At 73.2% G+C, this 17123-nt stretch carries 14 protein-coding genes; 8 read left to right on the top strand and 6 right to left on the bottom strand.

What is annotated here, in order from left to right:
• Positions 1 to 103: 103 nt before the first annotated feature.
• From lnt to B446_RS05250, 4 genes are all read left to right on the top strand, one after another.
• The gene (lnt, locus tag B446_RS05265; RefSeq protein ID WP_020938380.1) at positions 104 to 1714 is read left to right on the top strand and encodes an apolipoprotein N-acyltransferase; all 1611 of its coding nucleotides are present in this window, start codon (positions 104 to 106) and stop codon (positions 1712 to 1714) included.
• 68 nt (positions 1715 to 1782) lie between these two features.
• Positions 1783 to 2262, top strand: a complete 480-nt coding sequence (locus tag B446_RS05260; protein WP_020938379.1) for an NUDIX hydrolase — start codon at positions 1783 to 1785, stop codon at positions 2260 to 2262.
• Positions 2263 to 2316: 54 nt separating this feature from the next.
• Entirely contained in the window at positions 2317 to 3135 is an 819-nt protein-coding gene (locus tag B446_RS05255) for a 3-hydroxybutyrate dehydrogenase (protein WP_020938378.1), read from the top strand.
• A gap of 76 nt (positions 3136 to 3211) precedes the next feature.
• Positions 3212 to 5164, top strand: a complete 1953-nt coding sequence (locus B446_RS05250; protein WP_020938377.1) for a helix-turn-helix domain-containing protein — start codon at positions 3212 to 3214, stop codon at positions 5162 to 5164.
• A gap of 50 nt (positions 5165 to 5214) precedes the next feature.
• Here B446_RS05250 and B446_RS05245 read toward each other — a convergent pair whose 3' ends face one another.
• The 5 genes from B446_RS05245 to B446_RS05225 all read right to left on the bottom strand — a co-directional run bounded on the left by B446_RS05245 (position 5215) and on the right by B446_RS05225 (position 11211).
• Positions 5215 to 6594, bottom strand: a complete 1380-nt coding sequence (locus tag B446_RS05245) for an MFS transporter (RefSeq protein WP_020938376.1) — start codon at positions 6592 to 6594, stop codon at positions 5215 to 5217.
• Between the two features lie 152 nt (positions 6595 to 6746).
• Complete coding sequence (locus tag B446_RS05240) at positions 6747 to 7637, bottom strand: glycoside hydrolase family 19 protein (RefSeq protein ID WP_020938375.1); 891 nt, start codon at positions 7635 to 7637, stop codon at positions 6747 to 6749.
• 384 nt (positions 7638 to 8021) lie between these two features.
• Positions 8022 to 8294: a hypothetical protein gene (locus B446_RS38945; RefSeq protein WP_148305724.1), complete on the bottom strand. Its 273-nt coding sequence runs from the start codon at positions 8292 to 8294 to the stop codon at positions 8022 to 8024.
• A 767-nt stretch (positions 8295 to 9061) separates the two neighbouring features.
• Complete coding sequence (locus B446_RS05230) at positions 9062 to 10678, bottom strand: cation acetate symporter (RefSeq protein ID WP_020938373.1); 1617 nt, start codon at positions 10676 to 10678, stop codon at positions 9062 to 9064.
• Complete coding sequence (locus tag B446_RS05225; protein WP_020938372.1) at positions 10675 to 11211, bottom strand: DUF485 domain-containing protein; 537 nt, start codon at positions 11209 to 11211, stop codon at positions 10675 to 10677. Before B446_RS05225 ends, B446_RS05230 begins: the two co-directional genes overlap by 4 nt.
• Before the next feature lie 297 nt (positions 11212 to 11508).
• Between B446_RS05225 and B446_RS05220 the strand changes: the two genes are divergently transcribed.
• The 4 genes from B446_RS05220 to B446_RS05205 all read left to right on the top strand — a co-directional run bounded on the left by B446_RS05220 (position 11509) and on the right by B446_RS05205 (position 15781).
• A complete protein-coding gene (locus B446_RS05220) occupies positions 11509 to 12516 on the top strand; it encodes an NADP-dependent oxidoreductase (RefSeq protein WP_020938371.1) in 1008 nt (335 codons plus the stop codon).
• Positions 12513 to 13319 (top strand): SDR family NAD(P)-dependent oxidoreductase, encoded by an 807-nt coding sequence (locus B446_RS05215; protein ID WP_020938370.1) that lies wholly within the window; start codon positions 12513 to 12515, stop codon positions 13317 to 13319. The genes B446_RS05220 and B446_RS05215 overlap by 4 nt, the downstream gene beginning before the upstream one ends.
• A gap of 106 nt (positions 13320 to 13425) precedes the next feature.
• Positions 13426 to 13995 carry a PadR family transcriptional regulator gene (locus B446_RS05210; protein WP_020938369.1) on the top strand — a complete coding sequence of 190 codons (570 nt, stop codon included), beginning with the start codon at positions 13426 to 13428 and terminating at the stop codon, positions 13993 to 13995.
• A 61-nt stretch (positions 13996 to 14056) separates the two neighbouring features.
• Positions 14057 to 15781, top strand: coding sequence for an acyl-CoA dehydrogenase family protein (locus tag B446_RS05205; protein ID WP_020938368.1), 1725 nt, complete (start codon positions 14057 to 14059; stop codon positions 15779 to 15781).
• Positions 15782 to 15969: 188 nt separating this feature from the next.
• Here B446_RS05205 and B446_RS36845 read toward each other — a convergent pair whose 3' ends face one another.
• Positions 15970 to 16848 (bottom strand): universal stress protein, encoded by an 879-nt coding sequence (locus B446_RS36845; RefSeq protein WP_020938367.1) that lies wholly within the window; start codon positions 16846 to 16848, stop codon positions 15970 to 15972.
• Positions 16849 to 17123 lie beyond the last annotated feature (275 nt).

The raw sequence follows: 17123 nt of genomic DNA, 5'->3' as shown, positions 1-17123 counted from the left end.
CCGCCCACTGCCCTGCCGCCCACCGAGCGCACACCGCCGGTGCGGGCCGGGGCCGGACGGTCCGTGCTGTCGGCGGCGGCGTCAACCGCCGTACACTCCCCGGGTGACCGTCACCGCAACCTCCGTGGACCACTCCGACCGGCTCCAGCCGTCCTCCGCGTTCTCCGCGCGCGGCCGGCGGCTGCTGCGTCTGGTCCCGGCCCTCGCCTCCGTGCTCTGCGGAGTGCTCCTCTACATCAGCTTCCCGCCGCGCACCCTGTGGTGGCTGGCCCTGCCGGCCTTCGCCGGCTTCGCCTGGGTGCTGCGCGACCGTACCTGGAAGGCGGCGCTGGGCCTCGGCTACCTGTTCGGGCTCGGCTTCCTGCTGCCCCTGCTGGTGTGGACCGGAGTGGAGGTCGGACCCGGACCCTGGCTGGCGCTGGTCGCCATCGAGGCGATCTTCGTGGCCCTGGTCGGCGTGGGCGTCGCGGCCGTCTCCAAGCTGCCGGCCTGGCCGGTGTGGGCGGCCGCGGTGTGGATCGCCGGAGAGGCGGTACGCGCGCGCGTGCCGTTCCGCGGCTTTCCCTGGGGCAAGATCGCCTTCGGTCAGGCGGACGGCGTGTTCCTGCCGCTCGCCGCGGTGGGCGGCACCCCGGTGCTCGGCTTCGCCGTGGTGCTGTGCGGGTTCGGTCTGTACGAGGCCGGGCGGCTGCTCGCCGAGCGGCGCCGCACCCGGGTCCTGCGGCGCGGAGCCGCGGCCGCCGCCCTGCTGAGCGTGGCCGTCCCGGTGGTGGGAGCGGTCGCCGCCCGCCCGCTGGTGAGCGACAGGGCGGAGGCCGGCTCAGCGACCGTCGCGCTCATCCAGGGCAACGTGCCCCGCGCCGGGCTCGAGTTCAGCGCCCAGCGCCGCGCCGTCCTCGACCACCACGTCCGCGAGACCCTCGAGCTGGCCGCCGACATCAAGGCGGGCAAGGTGGCCCGCCCCGACTACGTGCTGTGGCCGGAGAACTCCTCCGACATCGACCCCTTCACCAACGCCGACGCCGCCGCCGTCATCAGCGGTGCCGCCCGGGCCGTCGGGGTGCCCATCTCGGTCGGCGGCGTCGTCGAGAAGGACGGCAGGCTGCTCAACGAGCAGATCCTGTGGGACCCGGTCAAGGGACCGACCCAGACCTACGACAAGCGTCAGGTGCAGCCGTTCGGCGAGTACCTCCCGCTGCGCGGGCTGGTCGGCGCCATCAACAAGAACTGGACCAGCATGGTCCGCCAGGACTTCAGCCGCGGCAGCGAGCCGGGCGTGTTCGACGTCCGCGGTGCCAAGGTCGGCCTCGCCACCTGCTACGAGGCCGCCTTCGACTGGGCCGTGCGGGACACCGTCACCCACGGCGCGGAGATGATCTCCGTACCCAGCAACAACGCCACCTTCGACCGCAGCGAGATGACCTACCAGCAGCTCGCCATGTCGCGCGTCCGCGCCGTCGAGCACAGCCGGACCGTGACCGTGCCGGTCACCAGTGGCGTCAGCGCCGTCATCATGCCCGACGGGCGGATCACCCAGAAGACGGGCATGTTCGTGCCCGCCTACCTCGTCCAGAAGGTGCCGCTGCGCACCTCCGAGACGCCCGCCACCGAGCTGGGCATCCTGCCCGAGATCGCCCTGGTGCTGGTCGCGGCGGGCGGTCTGGGCTGGGCGATCGGCTCGGGCCTGCGCGCGCGGCGCGCCGCCGACGCCTAGCCGCGCGACCGCCGCACGCCCCCGGTGAGGAAGCGGGTGGTCACGGGCCCACCCGTTAGGGTCGGCTCATGGCTACTCCCGACTTCATCCGCACGCTCCGGGCCTCCGCGGGCCATCAGCTGCTCTGGCTCCCCGGGGTCACCGCGCTCGTCTTCGACGACGAGGGCAGGGTGCTCCTGAACCGGCGCTCCGACACGCGCAAGTGGTCGGTGCTCGGCGGGATTCCGGAGCCGGGCGAGCAGCCCGCGGCCTGCGCGGTGCGCGAGGTCTTCGAGGAGGCGGCCGTGCACTGCGTCCCCGAGCGCGTGGTCCTCGTCCAGGCCCTGACCCCGGTCACCTACGAGAACGGGGACATCTGCCAGTACATGGACATCACCTTCCGCTGCCGGGCCACTGGCGGCGAGGCCCGCGTCAACGACGACGAGTCGCTGGAGGTGGGCTGGTTCGCGGTCGACGCGCTGCCCGACCTGAACGAGTTCGCGCTGTTCCGGATCAAGCAGGCCATGTCCGAGGCACCCACATGGTTCGACCCTATGAGTCTTGGCTGAAGTATGGGTGGCCGCCACATGTGGTGAGGAGTGGGTCCGACTTAGGGTCGAGCCATGACCGCGCCCAGCCCGCTGCCCGGGTCCCACCCCGCCGCCTCCACCCCCCTCGACCTGGGCGGCCGCACCGCCCTCGTCACCGGCGCCGCCAGCGGCATCGGCCGCGCCTGCGCGCTGCGGCTCGCCGCCGCCGGGGCCCGGGTGAGAGCCGTCGACCGGGACGCGGCGGGCCTGGCCGAGCTGACGGCGCTCGCCGAACGGGGCGGCGAGCTCGCGGGCACGGTCGAGCCCCACGTCCTGGACCTCACCGACCTCGACGCGGCCGAACGCGCCGCCGCCGGCACCGACGTGCTGGTCAACAACGCCGGCCTGCAGCTGGTCCGCCCGCTGGAGGAGTTCCCGCCGGACGTCTTCCACACCGTGCTGACCGTCATGCTGGAGGCCCCGTTCCGGCTGATCCGCGGCGCCCTCCCGCACATGTACGCGCAGGGCTGGGGCCGGATCGTGAACGTGTCCTCCGTCCACGGACTGCGCGCCTCGGCCTTCAAGGCCGCCTACGTGGCCGCCAAGCACGGCCTGGAAGGGCTCAGCAAGACAGCCGCCCTGGAGGGCGCCCCCCACGGTGTGACCTCGAACTGTGTGAACCCCGCCTATGTGCGCACCCCACTGGTGGAGAAGCAGATCGCCGACCAGGCCCAGGCGCACGGCATCCCCGAGGAACGCGTCCTGAGCGAGATCCTGCTCAAGGACAGCGCCGTCCAGCGGCTCATCGAACCCGAGGAGGTCGCGGACGCCGTGGCCTACCTCTGCGGCCCGCAGGCGTCCTTCGTCACCGGCACGTCGCTGGTGCTCGACGGCGGCTGGACGGCCCACTGAACGGAGCCGCGACGCCCGGCCCGGGAGTTTTCCACAGGCCTGACGTGCCGGGCGGCCGATACGGAATCCTGTGACCATGTCCCGCGATCACGTCCAGCCGGCCGAGCGCCCCCGCACCGGGGGCGCCGCCGGCGTGCCCGACGGCGGCCCGGAGGCCCCGTTCCTCGAACTGCTGGCCCGCGGCGCCCCCGTGGAGGCGTACGAGCAGCCGGTGCTGCTCGCCCGTGCGGAGGGCGGCCCGGACGACCGGATCGCCGCGCTGGAGCGGGCCAAGCTGCTCGCGCTGCGGGTGCGCTCCGAACTGGAGGGGCGGCGGCGTCGCGAGGCGGAGCTGTCGGCGCTCTTCGAGACCGCGCACGACCTGGCCGGACTCAGGGACCTGGACGCCGTCCTCCAGGCGATCGTGCAGCGGGCCCGCTCGCTGCTGGGCACGGACGTCGCCTACCTCACCCTGAACGACCCCGCCCGCGGCGACACCTACATGCGGGTGACGGAAGGGTCCGTCTCGGCCCACTTCCAGCAACTGCGCCTCGGCATGGGCGAGGGGCTCGGCGGACTGGTCGCCCAGACCACGCGGCCGTACGTCACCGACGACTACTTCGAGGACGCCCGCTTCCAGCACACCCACACCATCGACGCCGGGGTGCGGGACGAGGGCCTGGTCGCCATCCTCGGCGTGCCGCTGATGCTCGGCCCGCACGTCATCGGTGTCCTGTTCGCCTCGGACCGGCGGGCCCGTCACTTCGAGCGCGGGCAGATCGCCCTGCTCGGCTCGTTCGCCGCGCTCGCCGCGGCCGCCATCGACACCGCGAACCTCCTCTCCGAGACCCGCGGGGCGCTGGCCGGCCTCGAACGGGCCAACGAGATCATCCGCGACCGCAGCGCCGTCATCGAGCGCGCCTCCGACGTGCACGACCGGCTCGCCGAACTCGTACTGCGCGGCGGCGGGGTGCACGACGTGGCCGCGGCCGTCTCCGAAGTCCTCGCCGGTACGGTCGAGTTCACCGAGGCCGGCACGGCACCGGCCGCGGCGCTGGAGGCGTCCCGTGCCGAGGGGCACGCCGTACGGCACGGCAGCGACTGGACCGCCGCGGTGGCCGCGGGCGGTGAACTGCTCGGCGCGCTGGTCCTGCGCGGCCACCGCGACCTGGACCCGGTGGACCAGCGCACGCTGGAACGCGCCGCCATGGTCACCTCGCTGCTCCTGCTGGCTCGCCGCTCCGCCGCCGAGGCGGAACAACGCGTGCGGGGCGAACTGCTGGACGACCTCCTGGACGCCCGCGACCGCGATCCCCGCCTGCTGCGCGAGCGCGCGGCCCGCCTGCGTGCCGACCTGGACGCCACCCACGTCGTCCTGGCCGCCCGGATCGACGGCCCGGCCTCCGACGCCGACGAGGAGGCCGCGGCCCGCCGCAGGCTGTGGTCCGCCGCCTCCCACCTGGCCGCCACCCGGCAGGGCCTGGCCGCCGCCCGTGACGGCGGCACGGTCCTGCTGCTCCCGCTCGCCGCCCCGGACACCGCCACGGACCTGGCCCGGCGCACCGCACGCGACCTCGGGACGGCCGTCCACCAGCCCGTCACCGTCGGCGCCTCCGCCCCCGTCACCGGCCTCGCCGCCCATCCCGACACGGTGACCGCCGCCTACGCCGAGGGCCGCCGCTGCCTGGACGCCCTGCACCTGCTCGGCCGTGCCGGTGACGGCGCTGCCGCCGAGGACTTCGGCTTCCTCGGCCTGCTCCTCGCCGGCGAGCGGGACGTCGGCGCCTTCGTCGGCCGCACCATCGGGCCGGTGGTGACGTACGACGAGCGCCGGGGGACGGAGCTGCTGCGCACCCTGGAGGCCTACTTCGCCTGCGGGATGAGCCCGGCCCGCACCAAGGACGCGCTGCACGTGCACGTGAACACGGTCGCCCAGCGGCTGGAACGCGTGGGCCGCCTCCTGGGCGAGGACTGGCAGAGCCCGTCCCGCGCCCTGGAGATACAACTGGCCCTGCGCCTGCACCGGCTGGCGGCACCGGAACGGCACTGACCGGCCCCCGCGCGGGGGCCGGCCGGCCAGGGAGCCGTCGCGCGGGCCGGTCAGACGGTCCGGGCCTCGGCCGCCGGGCTCGTCCCCGCCTGCTCGCCGTCCTCGGCGGTCACCTCGGCGAGGTCCCGGTGCCGGGTCTCGCGGGCCACGCCGACGGCGATGAGCGTCAGCACGGCGGCCGCGATCACGTACAGGGCGATCGGCGTGGAGCTGTCGTAGTCGGCGAGCAGCGCGGTCGCGATGAGCGGGGCGGGCGCACCGGCCGCGACCGAGGCGAACTGGGCGCCGATGGAGGCGCCGGAGTACCGCATCCGGGTCGCGAACATCTCGGCGAAGAAGGCCGCCTGGGGCGCGTACATGGCCCCGTGCAGGACCAGCCCGACGGTCACGGCGAGCAGCAGGTACCCGAAGCTCCCGGTGTCGACGAGCGCGAAGAACGGGAACATCCACAGGCCGATCCCGGCCGCGCCGAACAGGTACACCGGCCGCCGGCCGACCCGGTCGGAGAGCGCGCCCCAGGCGGGGATCACGGCGAAGTGCACGGCGGAGGCGATGAGGACGGCGTTGAGAGCGGTCTGCTTGGAGACGCCGGCGGAGGTGGTGGCGTAGACGAGGATGAAGGCGGTGATGACGTAGTAGCTGATGTTCTCGGCCATGCGGGCGCCCATGGCGACGAGCACGTCCCGCCAGTGGTGCCGGAGCACCGCCACGAGCGGCAGCTTCTCCGCCTCGCCCTGCCTGCGCCGCGACTCCGAGCGCTCCAGCGCCTCCTTGAACACGGGCGATTCGTCGACGGAGAGACGAATCCACAGACCGACCATCACCAGCAGGCCGGAGAGCAGGAAGGGGATGCGCCAGCCCCAGGTGCCGAAGGCGTCGTCCGAGAGGATGGCGGTGAGCAGGGAGAGCACACCGGTCGCGAGCAACTGCCCGGCGGGGGCGCCGGTCTGGGGCCACGACGCCCAGAACCCGCGCCGCCGCGCGTCCCCGTGCTCGGAGACCAGCAGCACGGCGCCGCCCCATTCGCCGCCGAGCGCGAAGCCCTGGACGAGGCGGAGCACGGTCAAGAGGACCGGCGCCGCCGTTCCCACCGACGCGTGGGTGGGCAGCAGTCCGATGGCGAAGGTCGCCCCGCCCATCAGCACCAGGCTGAGCACCAGCAGCTTCTTGCGCCCCAGCCGGTCACCGTAGTGCCCGAACACCAGCGCACCCAGCGGGCGGGCCGCGAACCCGACGGCGTAGGTCAGGAACGACAGCAGCGTCCCGACGAGCGGGTCGGAGTCGGGGAAGAACAGCTTGTTGAAGACCAGCGCGGCGGCGGAGCCGTACAGGAAGAAGTCGTACCACTCGATGGTGGTGCCGATGAGGCTGGCGGCGACGATACGGGGGAGGCTGGCGGGGGGTGGGGGAGCGGTGGTTCCGGAGGCCATGTGCGCCACTTCCTCGTGTGCGGTGGGGACGGGTACGTGTCGGCACACCGTAGAAAGAGGCAGGTCAGGGGCACATGTGGCGGGACTACATAGTTCAGGGCTTCGCTATGCGTGCCGCCACCATGACCTCGCCGCCCCCCGCACCCCCGCGATCAGCAGGAGAGGTTGCCGCCGGGTGACGTCCCGAGGATCTGCGTGAACCGCTGGTAGGCGTCCACACGGCTCTGGACCTGCGCCGGGTTCTTGCCGTCGCACTCGAGGGAGCCGTTGATGCTGCGGATCGTCTGGCCGAAGCCGGCGCCGTTGACCATGGCGTTGTGGGGGGTCATCGAGCCGGGCCCGGTCTGGGTGTTCCAATACCAGAGTGCCGTCTTCCAGGCCACGGCCGCGTCGTTCTGCACCAGCCACGGGTTGTCGAGGAGGTCGATGCCGAGCGCGTCGCCCGCGGCCTTGTAGTTGAAGTTCCAGCTGAGCTGGATGGGGCCGCGCCCGTAGTAGGCCGCCTGGCCGGCCGGGCAGCCGTAGGGCCGGCCCCAGTCGCAGTAGTGCGGGTAGTTGGCGGTGTTCTGCTCGACCACGTACACCAGACCGCCGGTCTCGTGGTTCACGTTGGCGAGGAAGGCGGCGGCCTCCTGCTTCCTGACGGTGTCGCTGCCGGTGTTCGCGAAGGCGGGATAGGCGCTGAGAGCGGCGGTGAGACCGCTGTAGGTGTAGAAGGAATTCCGGTTCGGGAACATCTGGTTGAACTGGGCCTCGCTCACCACGAAGGTGCCGACGGGGGTCCCGGAGCCGCTGTCGCAGGCGTACGGGTCCCAGTACCAGGTGCTGACGACCGGGTCGTAGCCCGGGTTGTCGTGCTCGGCGACGTACGCCTTGCCGTCGGAGTAACGCACGATGTCGCCGGTTTTGTACGACCGTCCGGCGACCCAGGTCGGATAGCTCGAACACGAAGCGGCGGACGCGTCCGTGGCCGGCAGCAGGACGGGCACCGTGCTTCCCAGCGCGAGTGCGGTCAGCACGGCGGAGAGGCGGCGTTTCGACACAGGATCAACTCCTTGGCGGAGCACGGCCGTACCCGGACGAGGGCAGCGCGGAGCCGGGCCTGGTGCGCACGTGCCGAGTGGATCGGCCATGACGCGGGCGCGGCCGTGGTGGGGGTGTGGAGGCACACTCAACCGCTTTGGTCTGTACCAGTCAAGGGTGTAGACCAGTCACGCGGTCCGCCCGCGGGTACTCCCCGCCCGACACTCCCGCCCCGGTCGTCAACGTCCGCCCGGACGAAGTTACATACCCCACTTTTCCGCCTGTGGGTGAGCGTCCCCGCTGCGCGCCCCGTTGGCCCCAGTAACCGGTGGCCCACCTGCTCTCCGGGCTGGGTGCCCCCGCGCTCCCGTCGACTCAAGGACCGAGAAGGGTCGCTTCATGGACTACTGCAGCCCGTGCAGCCGCACGCTCAACGGCGCCGTGACCTGCCCGGAGTGCGGGGCGTACGACCCCGGCGCGGCGCAGTCGAGCGAGGGGAAGGAGGCTGCTGCGACCGTCGAGACCCCGATGCCGTGGCTCCACTCGAACGGCGTGCCGAACTCCTCAGGGCCGTCCCTTCCCGGGCCGCCGGCTGTTCCGCAGGACCCGCCCGCCGACCGGAACGGCCGTCCGGCGCGGCTGAAGAGGTACGCCGTCAGGTCTCTTGCCGCAGCCACCTTCACGCTCCTCGGGGGCCTGGCCACCGCGTCGGTGCTCCCCCATGCGGCGGCCCCACGGGCAGCGTCGACCCCGGAACAGCCGTCCCTGGAGGGGCCCGAGGTCCGCCTTCCCGACGCGCAGGCGTCACCGGAGCGAGCGAGCACGCACCCGGCTCGCAAGGGCGTCCAGGACCGTGACGGCGACGGGACCCGGCGGCCGCCGCCGGCGACTCGCGGTACGTCGCCGGCCCCCCGCTCGCCCTCCCCCACCAGTGCGCCTCCCTCGGCGAAGGCGAAGCCGACCCCACGCGCCACCAGCACCCGCCGTCCCGGCCCGCCCCCGCGGACGGCAGTCCCTTCCCCGCGGCCCTCCGCCAGTCCCTCCGCCTCCGCGTCCGCCGGCGTCAGCGCCTCCCCCACCAGCAGTGGCTCACCGAGCGGCGACACCCTTCCGCGGTGACGGAGCGAGAGGCGGGGGAAAGGAGCGGGAGCCGTGGCCGCACGGGTGCGGGGACCTTCGAGTACAGGATCACGCACGTCGTCAGCCGCGAGGGCGGTCCCGACCAGGCCCGGACGATCGCCCTGACCAACGCCGGCGCGGGCCGCCTGGAGCGTTTCGAGCAGGGCAGGAACGAGACGCGCACCACGTGTGACCGCGGCGGCGCCCGGCTCCCGGTGGCGCTGAGCGTCCGGCTCCCGGCCCGGCAGCGGGTCGCGGGCGGCCTCGGCGGTGGACCGAGGGGGCGGCACCGGGCCGCCCGCGCGGGCAGCCCGGGCCGGTGGGGTCATTCGGCTCCGGCGAGCAGCCGGGCCTCGCCCTCCTCGTACCGGCGCCGGCTCTCCAGGCCGTCGGCGGCGCGGTGCCGCTGCTCCAGACGGCTGCCCAGCCAGCCCGCCAGGTAGCCGACCGGGACGGAGACCAGTCCCGGGGACTGCATGGGGAACCAGTGGAAGTCCGCGTGCGGGAAGACCGCGGCCGGGGTGCCCGAGACGGCCTTGGAGAAGGCCATCAGCACCAGCGCGCAGGCCGTGCCGCCGTACAGGCTCGCGAGCAGGCCCGTGCGCGTGAAGCCCCGCCAGAACAGGGAGTACGTCAGCGCGGGGGCCACGGCCGACGCCCCTATGCAGATCGCCAGCGTGGTCAGTACGGCGACGTCCCAGTCCTGGACCAGGACGGAGAGCGCGATGGCGGCGACACCCACGGCCGCGCTCGTCCAGGCCGCCACCGTCATCTCGGTACGCGGTTCGGCCCGGCCCCGCCGCACGGTGTGGGCGAACAGGTCGTGGGCGAGCGACGAGGCCGCGGCCAGCGTCATCCCGGCCACCGAGGACAGCAGCGTGATGAACACCGTGCCCGCCATGGCCGCGTAGAGGACCGTGGTGCCCACGGTGCCGGCCCCGTCGCCGAGCGCCCGGGACAGCATGAGGACGGACGTCCTTCCGTGCGGGTCGGCCGCGGTGATGTACCGCGAGCCCACCAGCGCCGCCGCGCCCGTGCCCATGACGATCACGAGCAGGCAGAACGTGGTGACCGTGCCGACCGCCCAGGACATGGAACGACGTACGGCCGGCACGTCCCGCGCGGAGTACAGGCGCATCGTGATGTGGGGCAGGCAGGCGGCGCCGAGGATCACGGTGATCTGGAGACCGGCGAAGTCCAGCCGGTCCACGGCCGATGTGCCCAGCTGAAGGCCCTGCTGAAAGAAGGCGGGACCCGCTCCGCTGCCGCGCCGGGCGGCCCGCAGCACCGCGTCCGGGTTCCAGTGGAAGCGGTTCAGGACGAGGACGGCGACGGCGGCGCTGGTGCCGAGCAGGAGGACGATCTTGATCATCTGGATGAGCGCGGTGCCCTTGATGCCGCCGAGTGCCGCATAGATGATCATCAGGCTGCCGACGAGGACGATGCAGATCGTCCGGGCGCCGGCCACGTGCGGGATGCCCAGGATGAAGGTGAGCAGCGACCCGGCTCCGGAGAGCTGGACGACCAGGAAGGGCAGGGTCGCACAGAGCGTCACCGCGCAGGAGGCGATACGGGTCGCACGCCCCGGCAGGGTGCGCGCCAGCACGTCGCCCATGGTGAAACTGCCGGCGTTGCGCAACGGCTCGGCCAGCAGGAACATCAGCAGCACCAGGGAGAGGGCGGTGCTGACCGCGAGCACGTAGCCGTCGTACCCGGCGAGCGCGATGATGCCGGTGGTGCTCAGCACCGTGGCCGCCGAGATGTAGTCGCCCGCGATCGCCAGGCCGTTCTTGAGGGGCGTGAGCGAGAGGTAGCCGGTGTAGAAGTTCGTCAGGTCGTCGCGGTCAGGGCCCGCCATCACGCACATCAGCAGGGTGAGGGTCACCAGCGTGGTGAACAGGACCAGGACGACGGTCTGCGTCCCTGTGCCGAAGTCGTTCATCTCGCCACCCCGGCTTCCCGTCCCGGCCGCGTGACCGAACGCTCGCGCACGGCCCGGGCCAGCGGGTCCACGGAGCGCCGCGCGCTGCGGCCGTACCAGAGGACCGCCGCGAAGGCGACGACGAGCTGGAGGACTCCCACGGCCATGCCCAGGCTGAGGTCACCGGCGATCTCGGCCCCCATGAGGCCCGGCGCGCAGCAGGACAGCAGGACGTAGACCACGAAGGAGCCGAGCGCGGTGAGCGTGGAGACACGGCGCAGCACGCGGTAGGCCGAGCGCAGGGCGTCGAGCTCTCCGCCGTACGGGTCGGGCTCGGGCTCGGGCGATCGGTGCCGGGTCGGCTGCCCGTACGGGTCGGGCCACGGGGCGTCGTAGCCGTACGGGTGACCCTGCGCGACGCCGTGCCCGTACGGCGTCTGCCGCTCGGGTGCCGCGCGCCAGGGAGCGTGGGCGGGGGAGTCGGCGGGCGGCCGTGACCATCCCGGCTGTGCCGGAGGCGGGTACGGGTACGGGCCGTCGTCGGGATGTGTCATCGCAAGGCCTTCCGGTGCGGCGAGGGTGCGTGGGAGGTCGGCGGTGCAGCTGAGCGCGACGGCGCACGATACCGACTGGTTGGAATGCCTGGTAAGGCCGCCGAGTGTCACGTTTCGAGGTCGAAGAGGTGAGGGTTCGACAGTCGCTGCCGGGCGGTGTTCGTCCGACGATCGGCGTTCCCGGCTCCGGGACCGTAGCCCCTGGAGCGAGGGGACGGCATGTGGGGAACATCACGCCCGCAGTCGTACCTACTGGTCGGTATGGTCACCGGGAAACCGCTGACGACAGGAGGCGCGATGACCGCGACCAACCGGCAGATCCGTCTGGCAGCCCGCCCCGTGGGCGAGGTGAAGCCCGAGGACTGGGAGCACCGCGGAGTGCCCCTCGAGGAGCCGGGCCCCGGCCGGTTCGTGGGCCGGACCCGCGCCATCTCCCTGGACCCGGCCATGCGCGGCTGGCTGGACGACCGCCCCTCCTACCTGCCGCCGGTGGGTCTCGGAGAGGTGATGCGCGCCGGTTCGGTCGTCGAGGTCACCGCCTCCGGTCACCCCGACTTCCAGCCGGGCGACCACGTGGTCGGCACGTTCGGCGTCCAGGAGTACGTGGTCTCCGACGGCCGGGGCGCGATGAAGGTCGACACCTCCCTCGCGCCGCCCTCGACGTACCTCGGAGCGCTGGGCATGCCCGGCATGACCGCCTACTTCGGCCTGCTGGAGGTCGGGGCGCTGAAGGACGGCGAGACCGTCGTGGTGTCCGGGGCCGCCGGCGCGGTCGGCACCATCGCGGGGCAGATCGCGAAGGCCAAGGGATGCCGGGTCGTCGGCATCGCCGGAGGACCGGAGAAGTGCGCCATGCTCACCGGCGAACTCGGATTCGACGCGGCGATCGACTACCGGGCCGACGACGTCAGGAAGGCGCTGCGCGAGCACGCCCCCGACGGTATCGACGTCTACTTCGACAACGTCGGAGGGGACATCCTCGACGCCGCGCTGACCCGCCTCGCGATGCACGCGCGCGTCGTGGTCTGCGGCGCGATCAGCCAGTACAACAACGCGACACCGGTCCAGGGCCCCTCGAACTACCTCTCCCTGCTGGTGCGCCGCGCCCGGATGGAGGGCTTCGTCGTCTTCGACTACGCCAAGCGCTACGCGGAGGCGGCGCGGGAGATCTCCGGCTGGATCGGTGAGGGCCGCGTCAAGGTCAAGGAGCACGTGGTGCGGGGCACCGTGGACGACTTCCCGGAGACCTTCCAGATGCTCTTCCGCGGCGAGAACGTCGGCAAGCTCGTGCTGGAGCTGGTGTGACCGCCGCCGAGGGCGGGGCCGCCGCCCCGCGGCGGGAACCGCACGGCGACGGCGTGCTCCGGGGGAAGGTGGCGATCGTCACCGGCGCCGCCAGCGGGCTCGGCCGGGCCACGGCGCTGGGACTGGCGAGGGCGGGCGCGCACGTGGTCGTCGCGGATCTCGACGCGCGGGGCGGCCGGGAAGTGGCCGACCTGGTCGGCGGCCGGTTCCGCGCCTGCGACGTCTCCGACCTCGACGCCAACCGCGCCTTGGTGGAGTTCACCCAGGAGACGTACGGCGGTGTCGACATCGCGCTGCTCAACGCCGGCGTGGCGACCGGCTGCGGCGTCGGGGAGGACTTCGACCCCGCGCGCTACCGCCGGGCGATGGGGGCCAACCTGGACGGCGTGGTCTTCGGCACCCACGCCGTGCTGCCCGCGCTGCGGGCCCGCGGCGGCGGATCGATCGTGGCGACCGCGTCCCTGGCGGGCCTGGCGGCCGTACCGCTCGATCCCCTGTACGCGGCCAACAAGCACGCGGTCGTGGGGCTCGCCCGCTCCCTGGGACCGGCTCTCGCGCCGGAGAACGTGCGCTTCAACGCGGTCTGCCCTGGGTTCGCGGAATCGCGGATCATCGACCCGCTGCGCGGCATGCTCTCCGAGCAGGGCATGCCGGTCATCCCGGCCGAGACCGTGGCCGACACCGTGCTGCGGATCCTCACCGGGGACGGCACGGGGGAGTGCTGGTTCATCCAGCCCGGCCGCGAGCCCGAACCCTTCCGCTTCCGCAACGTCCCCGGCCCGGGCGCCCCGGTCGCGGTCTGAGAGGTTCCGGGAGAGGCGGGGCCGGAGGGCGGGCGGAGGGTGAGCCGCGTCGCATCGGGGCGGCGGGGACTTGCTGTGCAACGAGTTGCATAGCAGGATCCGTGCCGTGGCGCTCGAACACGCGATCTTGGTGTCGCTCCTGGAGAAGCCGGGCTCCGGCTATGAGCTGGCCCGGCGCTTCGAGCGGTCCATCGGCTACTTCTGGACCGCGACGCACCAGCAGATCTACCGCGTGCTCAAGCGCATGGAGGACGACGGCTGGGTCGACGCCCGTACCGTCCCGCAACAGGGCCGGCCGGACAAGAAGGAGTACAGCGTCGCCGACCTCGGCCGGGCGGCGCTGTCCTCCTGGCTGCACGACCCGATCGAGCCCGAGAGCGTCCGTCACGACCTGGCCGTGAAGATCCGGGGCGCCGCCTTCGACGACCCGGTCGCACTGATCCGCGAGGTGGAGCGGCACCGGCAGGCGCACCGTGACCGGCTGGCCCGCTATCTCGCCGGAGAGGCACGGGACTTCGCGGCACCGGACTCCTCGGCGCCGGACCCGGCACCCCCCGACGCGGAGCGCGAGCTCCAGCACGTCGTGCTGCGCGGCGGCATCGCGTACGAGCGGATGATGATCGACTGGCTGGACGACGTGCTCGCCACGCTGGCCGGGTTCGGTCCGGACCGCTGACCGCCGCACCTCCGCCGGTCCTCCCGACTCCCACCCGCCACCAGCCGAAAGGCGACTCAGCATGGCTGACCAGCTGCTGTTCAACCCGCGTACGTACGACCCCGCGCACTTCGACCACGAGACGCGCCGGCTGCTGCGTGCCACCGTCGACTGGTTCGAGGAGCGCGGCAAGGGGCGGCTGCTCGAGGACTACCGCAACCGCGCCTGGCTCGCCGACTTCCTCTCCTTCGCGGCGAAGGAGAACCTGTTCGCCACCTTCCTGACGCCGTCGTCCGCCGCGGGCGAGGGGGAGCCGGACAAGCGCTGGGACACGGCCCGCATCGCCGCGCTCAACGAGATCCTCGGCTTCTACGGCCTGGACTACTGGTACGCCTGGCAGGTGACGATCCTCGGCCTCGGACCGGTCTGGCAGAGCGACAACGCCGCCGCCCGCGCCCGCGCCGCCGAACTCCTCGACCAGGGTGAGGTGTTCGCGTTCGGTCTGTCCGAGAAGGCCCACGGCGCCGACATCTACTCCACCGACATGCTGCTCGAGCCCGACGGCGACGGCGGCTTCCGGGCCACCGGCTCCAAGTACTACATCGGCAACGGCAACGCCGCGGGGCTCGTCTCCGTCTTCGGCCGCCGTACCGACGTCGAGGGCCCCGACGGTTACGTCTTCTTCGCCGCCGACAGCCGTCATCCGGCCTACCACCTGGTCAAGAACGTCGTCGACTCCTCCAAGTTCGTCAGCGAGTTCCGGCTGGAGGACTACCCCGTCGCCGCCGAGGACGTCCTGCACACCGGGCGCGCCGCCTTCGACGCCGCCCTCAACACCGTCAACGTCGGCAAGTTCAACCTGTGCACCGCGTCGATCGGCATCTGCGAGCACGCGATGTACGAGGCCGTCACGCACGCCCACAACCGCGTCCTCTACGGCCGTCCCGTCACCGCGTTCCCGCACGTGCGCCGGGAGTTGACCGACGCCTACGTCAGGCTCGTCGGCATGAAGCACTTCAGCGACCGTGCCGTGGACTACTTCCGCTCCGCCGGCCCGGACGACCGCCGTTACCTCCTCTTCAACCCGATGACGAAGATGAAGGTGACCACGGAGGGCGAGAAGGTCATCGACCTGATGTGGGACGTCATCGCCGCCAAGGGCTTCGAGCGGGACAACTACTTCGGCCAGGCGGCCGTGGAGATCCGCGGCCTGCCGAAGCTGGAGGGCACGGTCCACGTCAACCTGGCGCTGATCCTGAAGTTCCTGCGCAGCCACCTCCTCGACCCGGCCGACCACCCCGCCGTGCCGACCCGGCTGGACGCGGCCGACGACGACTTCCTGTTCCGGCAGGGGCCCGCCCGCGGCCTCGGCTCGGTGCGCTTCCACGACTGGCGGCCCGCCTACGACGCCTACGCGCACCTGCCCAACGTGACCCGCTTCCGCGAACAGGCCGACGAGCTCTGCGCGTTCGTCGCCACGGCCGCCCCCGACGCGGAGCAGAGCCGCGACCTCGACCTGCTCCTCGCGGTCGGCCAGCTCTTCGCCCTCGTGGTGCACGGGCAGCTCGTCCTGGAGCAGGCCGCGCTGACCGGACTCGACGAGGACGTGCTCGACGAGCTCTTCGCGGTCCTCGTACGCGACTTCTCCGCGTACGCCGTCGAACTCCACGGCAAGGACTCGGCGACCGAGCGGCAGCAGGCGTGGGCGCTCGGCGCGGTCCGGCGGCCGGTCGTCGACGAGGAGCGCACGGAGCGCGTCTGGCGGCGGGTCGAGGCGCTGTCCGGCGCCTACGAGATGGCCCCGTAGGCCCCTCAGGGCCCCCGGAGGCGGCGGATCTCCGCACCACCGGTGGCCGGCCCGTACGGCCCGTACGGCCCGTACGGCCGTACGGGCCGGCCACCGGTCCGGGGGTCTGCTGCGGCCCAGCGCCGAGGTTCGCCGCGCCTGGCCGGACGCCGGCCGCGGCCACGCCGACGGCGTCACGCCGGCCGTGTTCACCCGCGGGTCGGGACCGCGATGACGGGGCAGTCCGCGTGGTGCAGCACACCCTGGCTGACCGAGCCCAGCAGCATCCCGGTGAAGCCGCCGCGGCCGCGGGTGCCGACCACGAGCCCCAGCGCCTGCGCCGACGCCTCCGCAAGCACCTGCACGGGGTGCCCCACCCGGACCTCCTGGCGCAGTTCCACCTCCGGGTAGCGGGCGTGGCGGCCGGCCACGGTCTCGGAGAGCAGCCGCCGGTGCTCCTCCTGCGGCTCGTGCTCGTCGAAGACGCGCAGCGGCCCGGGCTCCCACACGAGCAGCGCCCACAAGGCGGCGTCGTGCAGCGCCGCCTCCTCGAACGCCACGTCGACCGCGGCCCCGGAACGTTCGCCGCCGTCGACGCCGACGACGAAGTGCGCCGGCTCTTGGACCGGGTGTTCCGGCTCGGGCACGACCACCAGGGGACACTCGGTGTGGGCCATGACCGGCAGGGCGACCGACGCCGAGCCGAACACCTCCTGCCTGCGGCCGGGCCGCCGCGTCCCCAGCACGACGGCGGTGGCGTCGCGGCTCTGCTCGCGCAGCACCCAGGCCGGATCGCCCTCCGCGAGCAGGGACTCGACCTCGAGCCCCGGCTGCCGGAGCGCGACGAACTCCGTGGCCTCCTCCAGCACCCGGCGCCCGGTCTTGTGCAGCGACTCGTTCCACTCCTCCCACGACGGCGGGACCTCCCGGCCCCGGCAGCCCCTGGTCGGCACGCCCTCGACGTGGACGGCGCGCAACGGCAGGTGCCGGCGGTCCGCCTCGTCGGCGGCCCAGGCCAGCGCGGTCCGGTGGGCCGGGTCGGGATCGAGGCCCACCACGATCGGGCCGCGGTCACCGGGCCCGGACACGGTCGCCTCCCCTCGCCGCGGTGCGGGTGGCCGGTCCGGCCGGGTCGTTCCTTCTCACGGGTGCGGGTGCGGGTGCGGGTGCGGGTGCGGGCATCGCCCTCGTCTCCTTCCTGGGGCGGCGCCGCGGGACGCCGCCGCCGATTCCGTGACCGTCATGCACGGCCCGCCGGGCACCGGCGGTTCCCGGGTGGTTTCCAGGCGGCCCCCGCCCTCCGACAACGAGGCCGGGGGGCCGATGGCCGGTGGGCCGGTCCGCCCGCCCGTCGGTCCGCCGG

Source organism: Streptomyces collinus Tu 365 (assembly GCF_000444875.1).
Lineage (GTDB): Bacteria > Actinomycetota > Actinomycetes > Streptomycetales > Streptomycetaceae > Streptomyces > Streptomyces collinus_A.
This window is presented reverse-complemented; position numbering and strand designations above follow the sequence as displayed.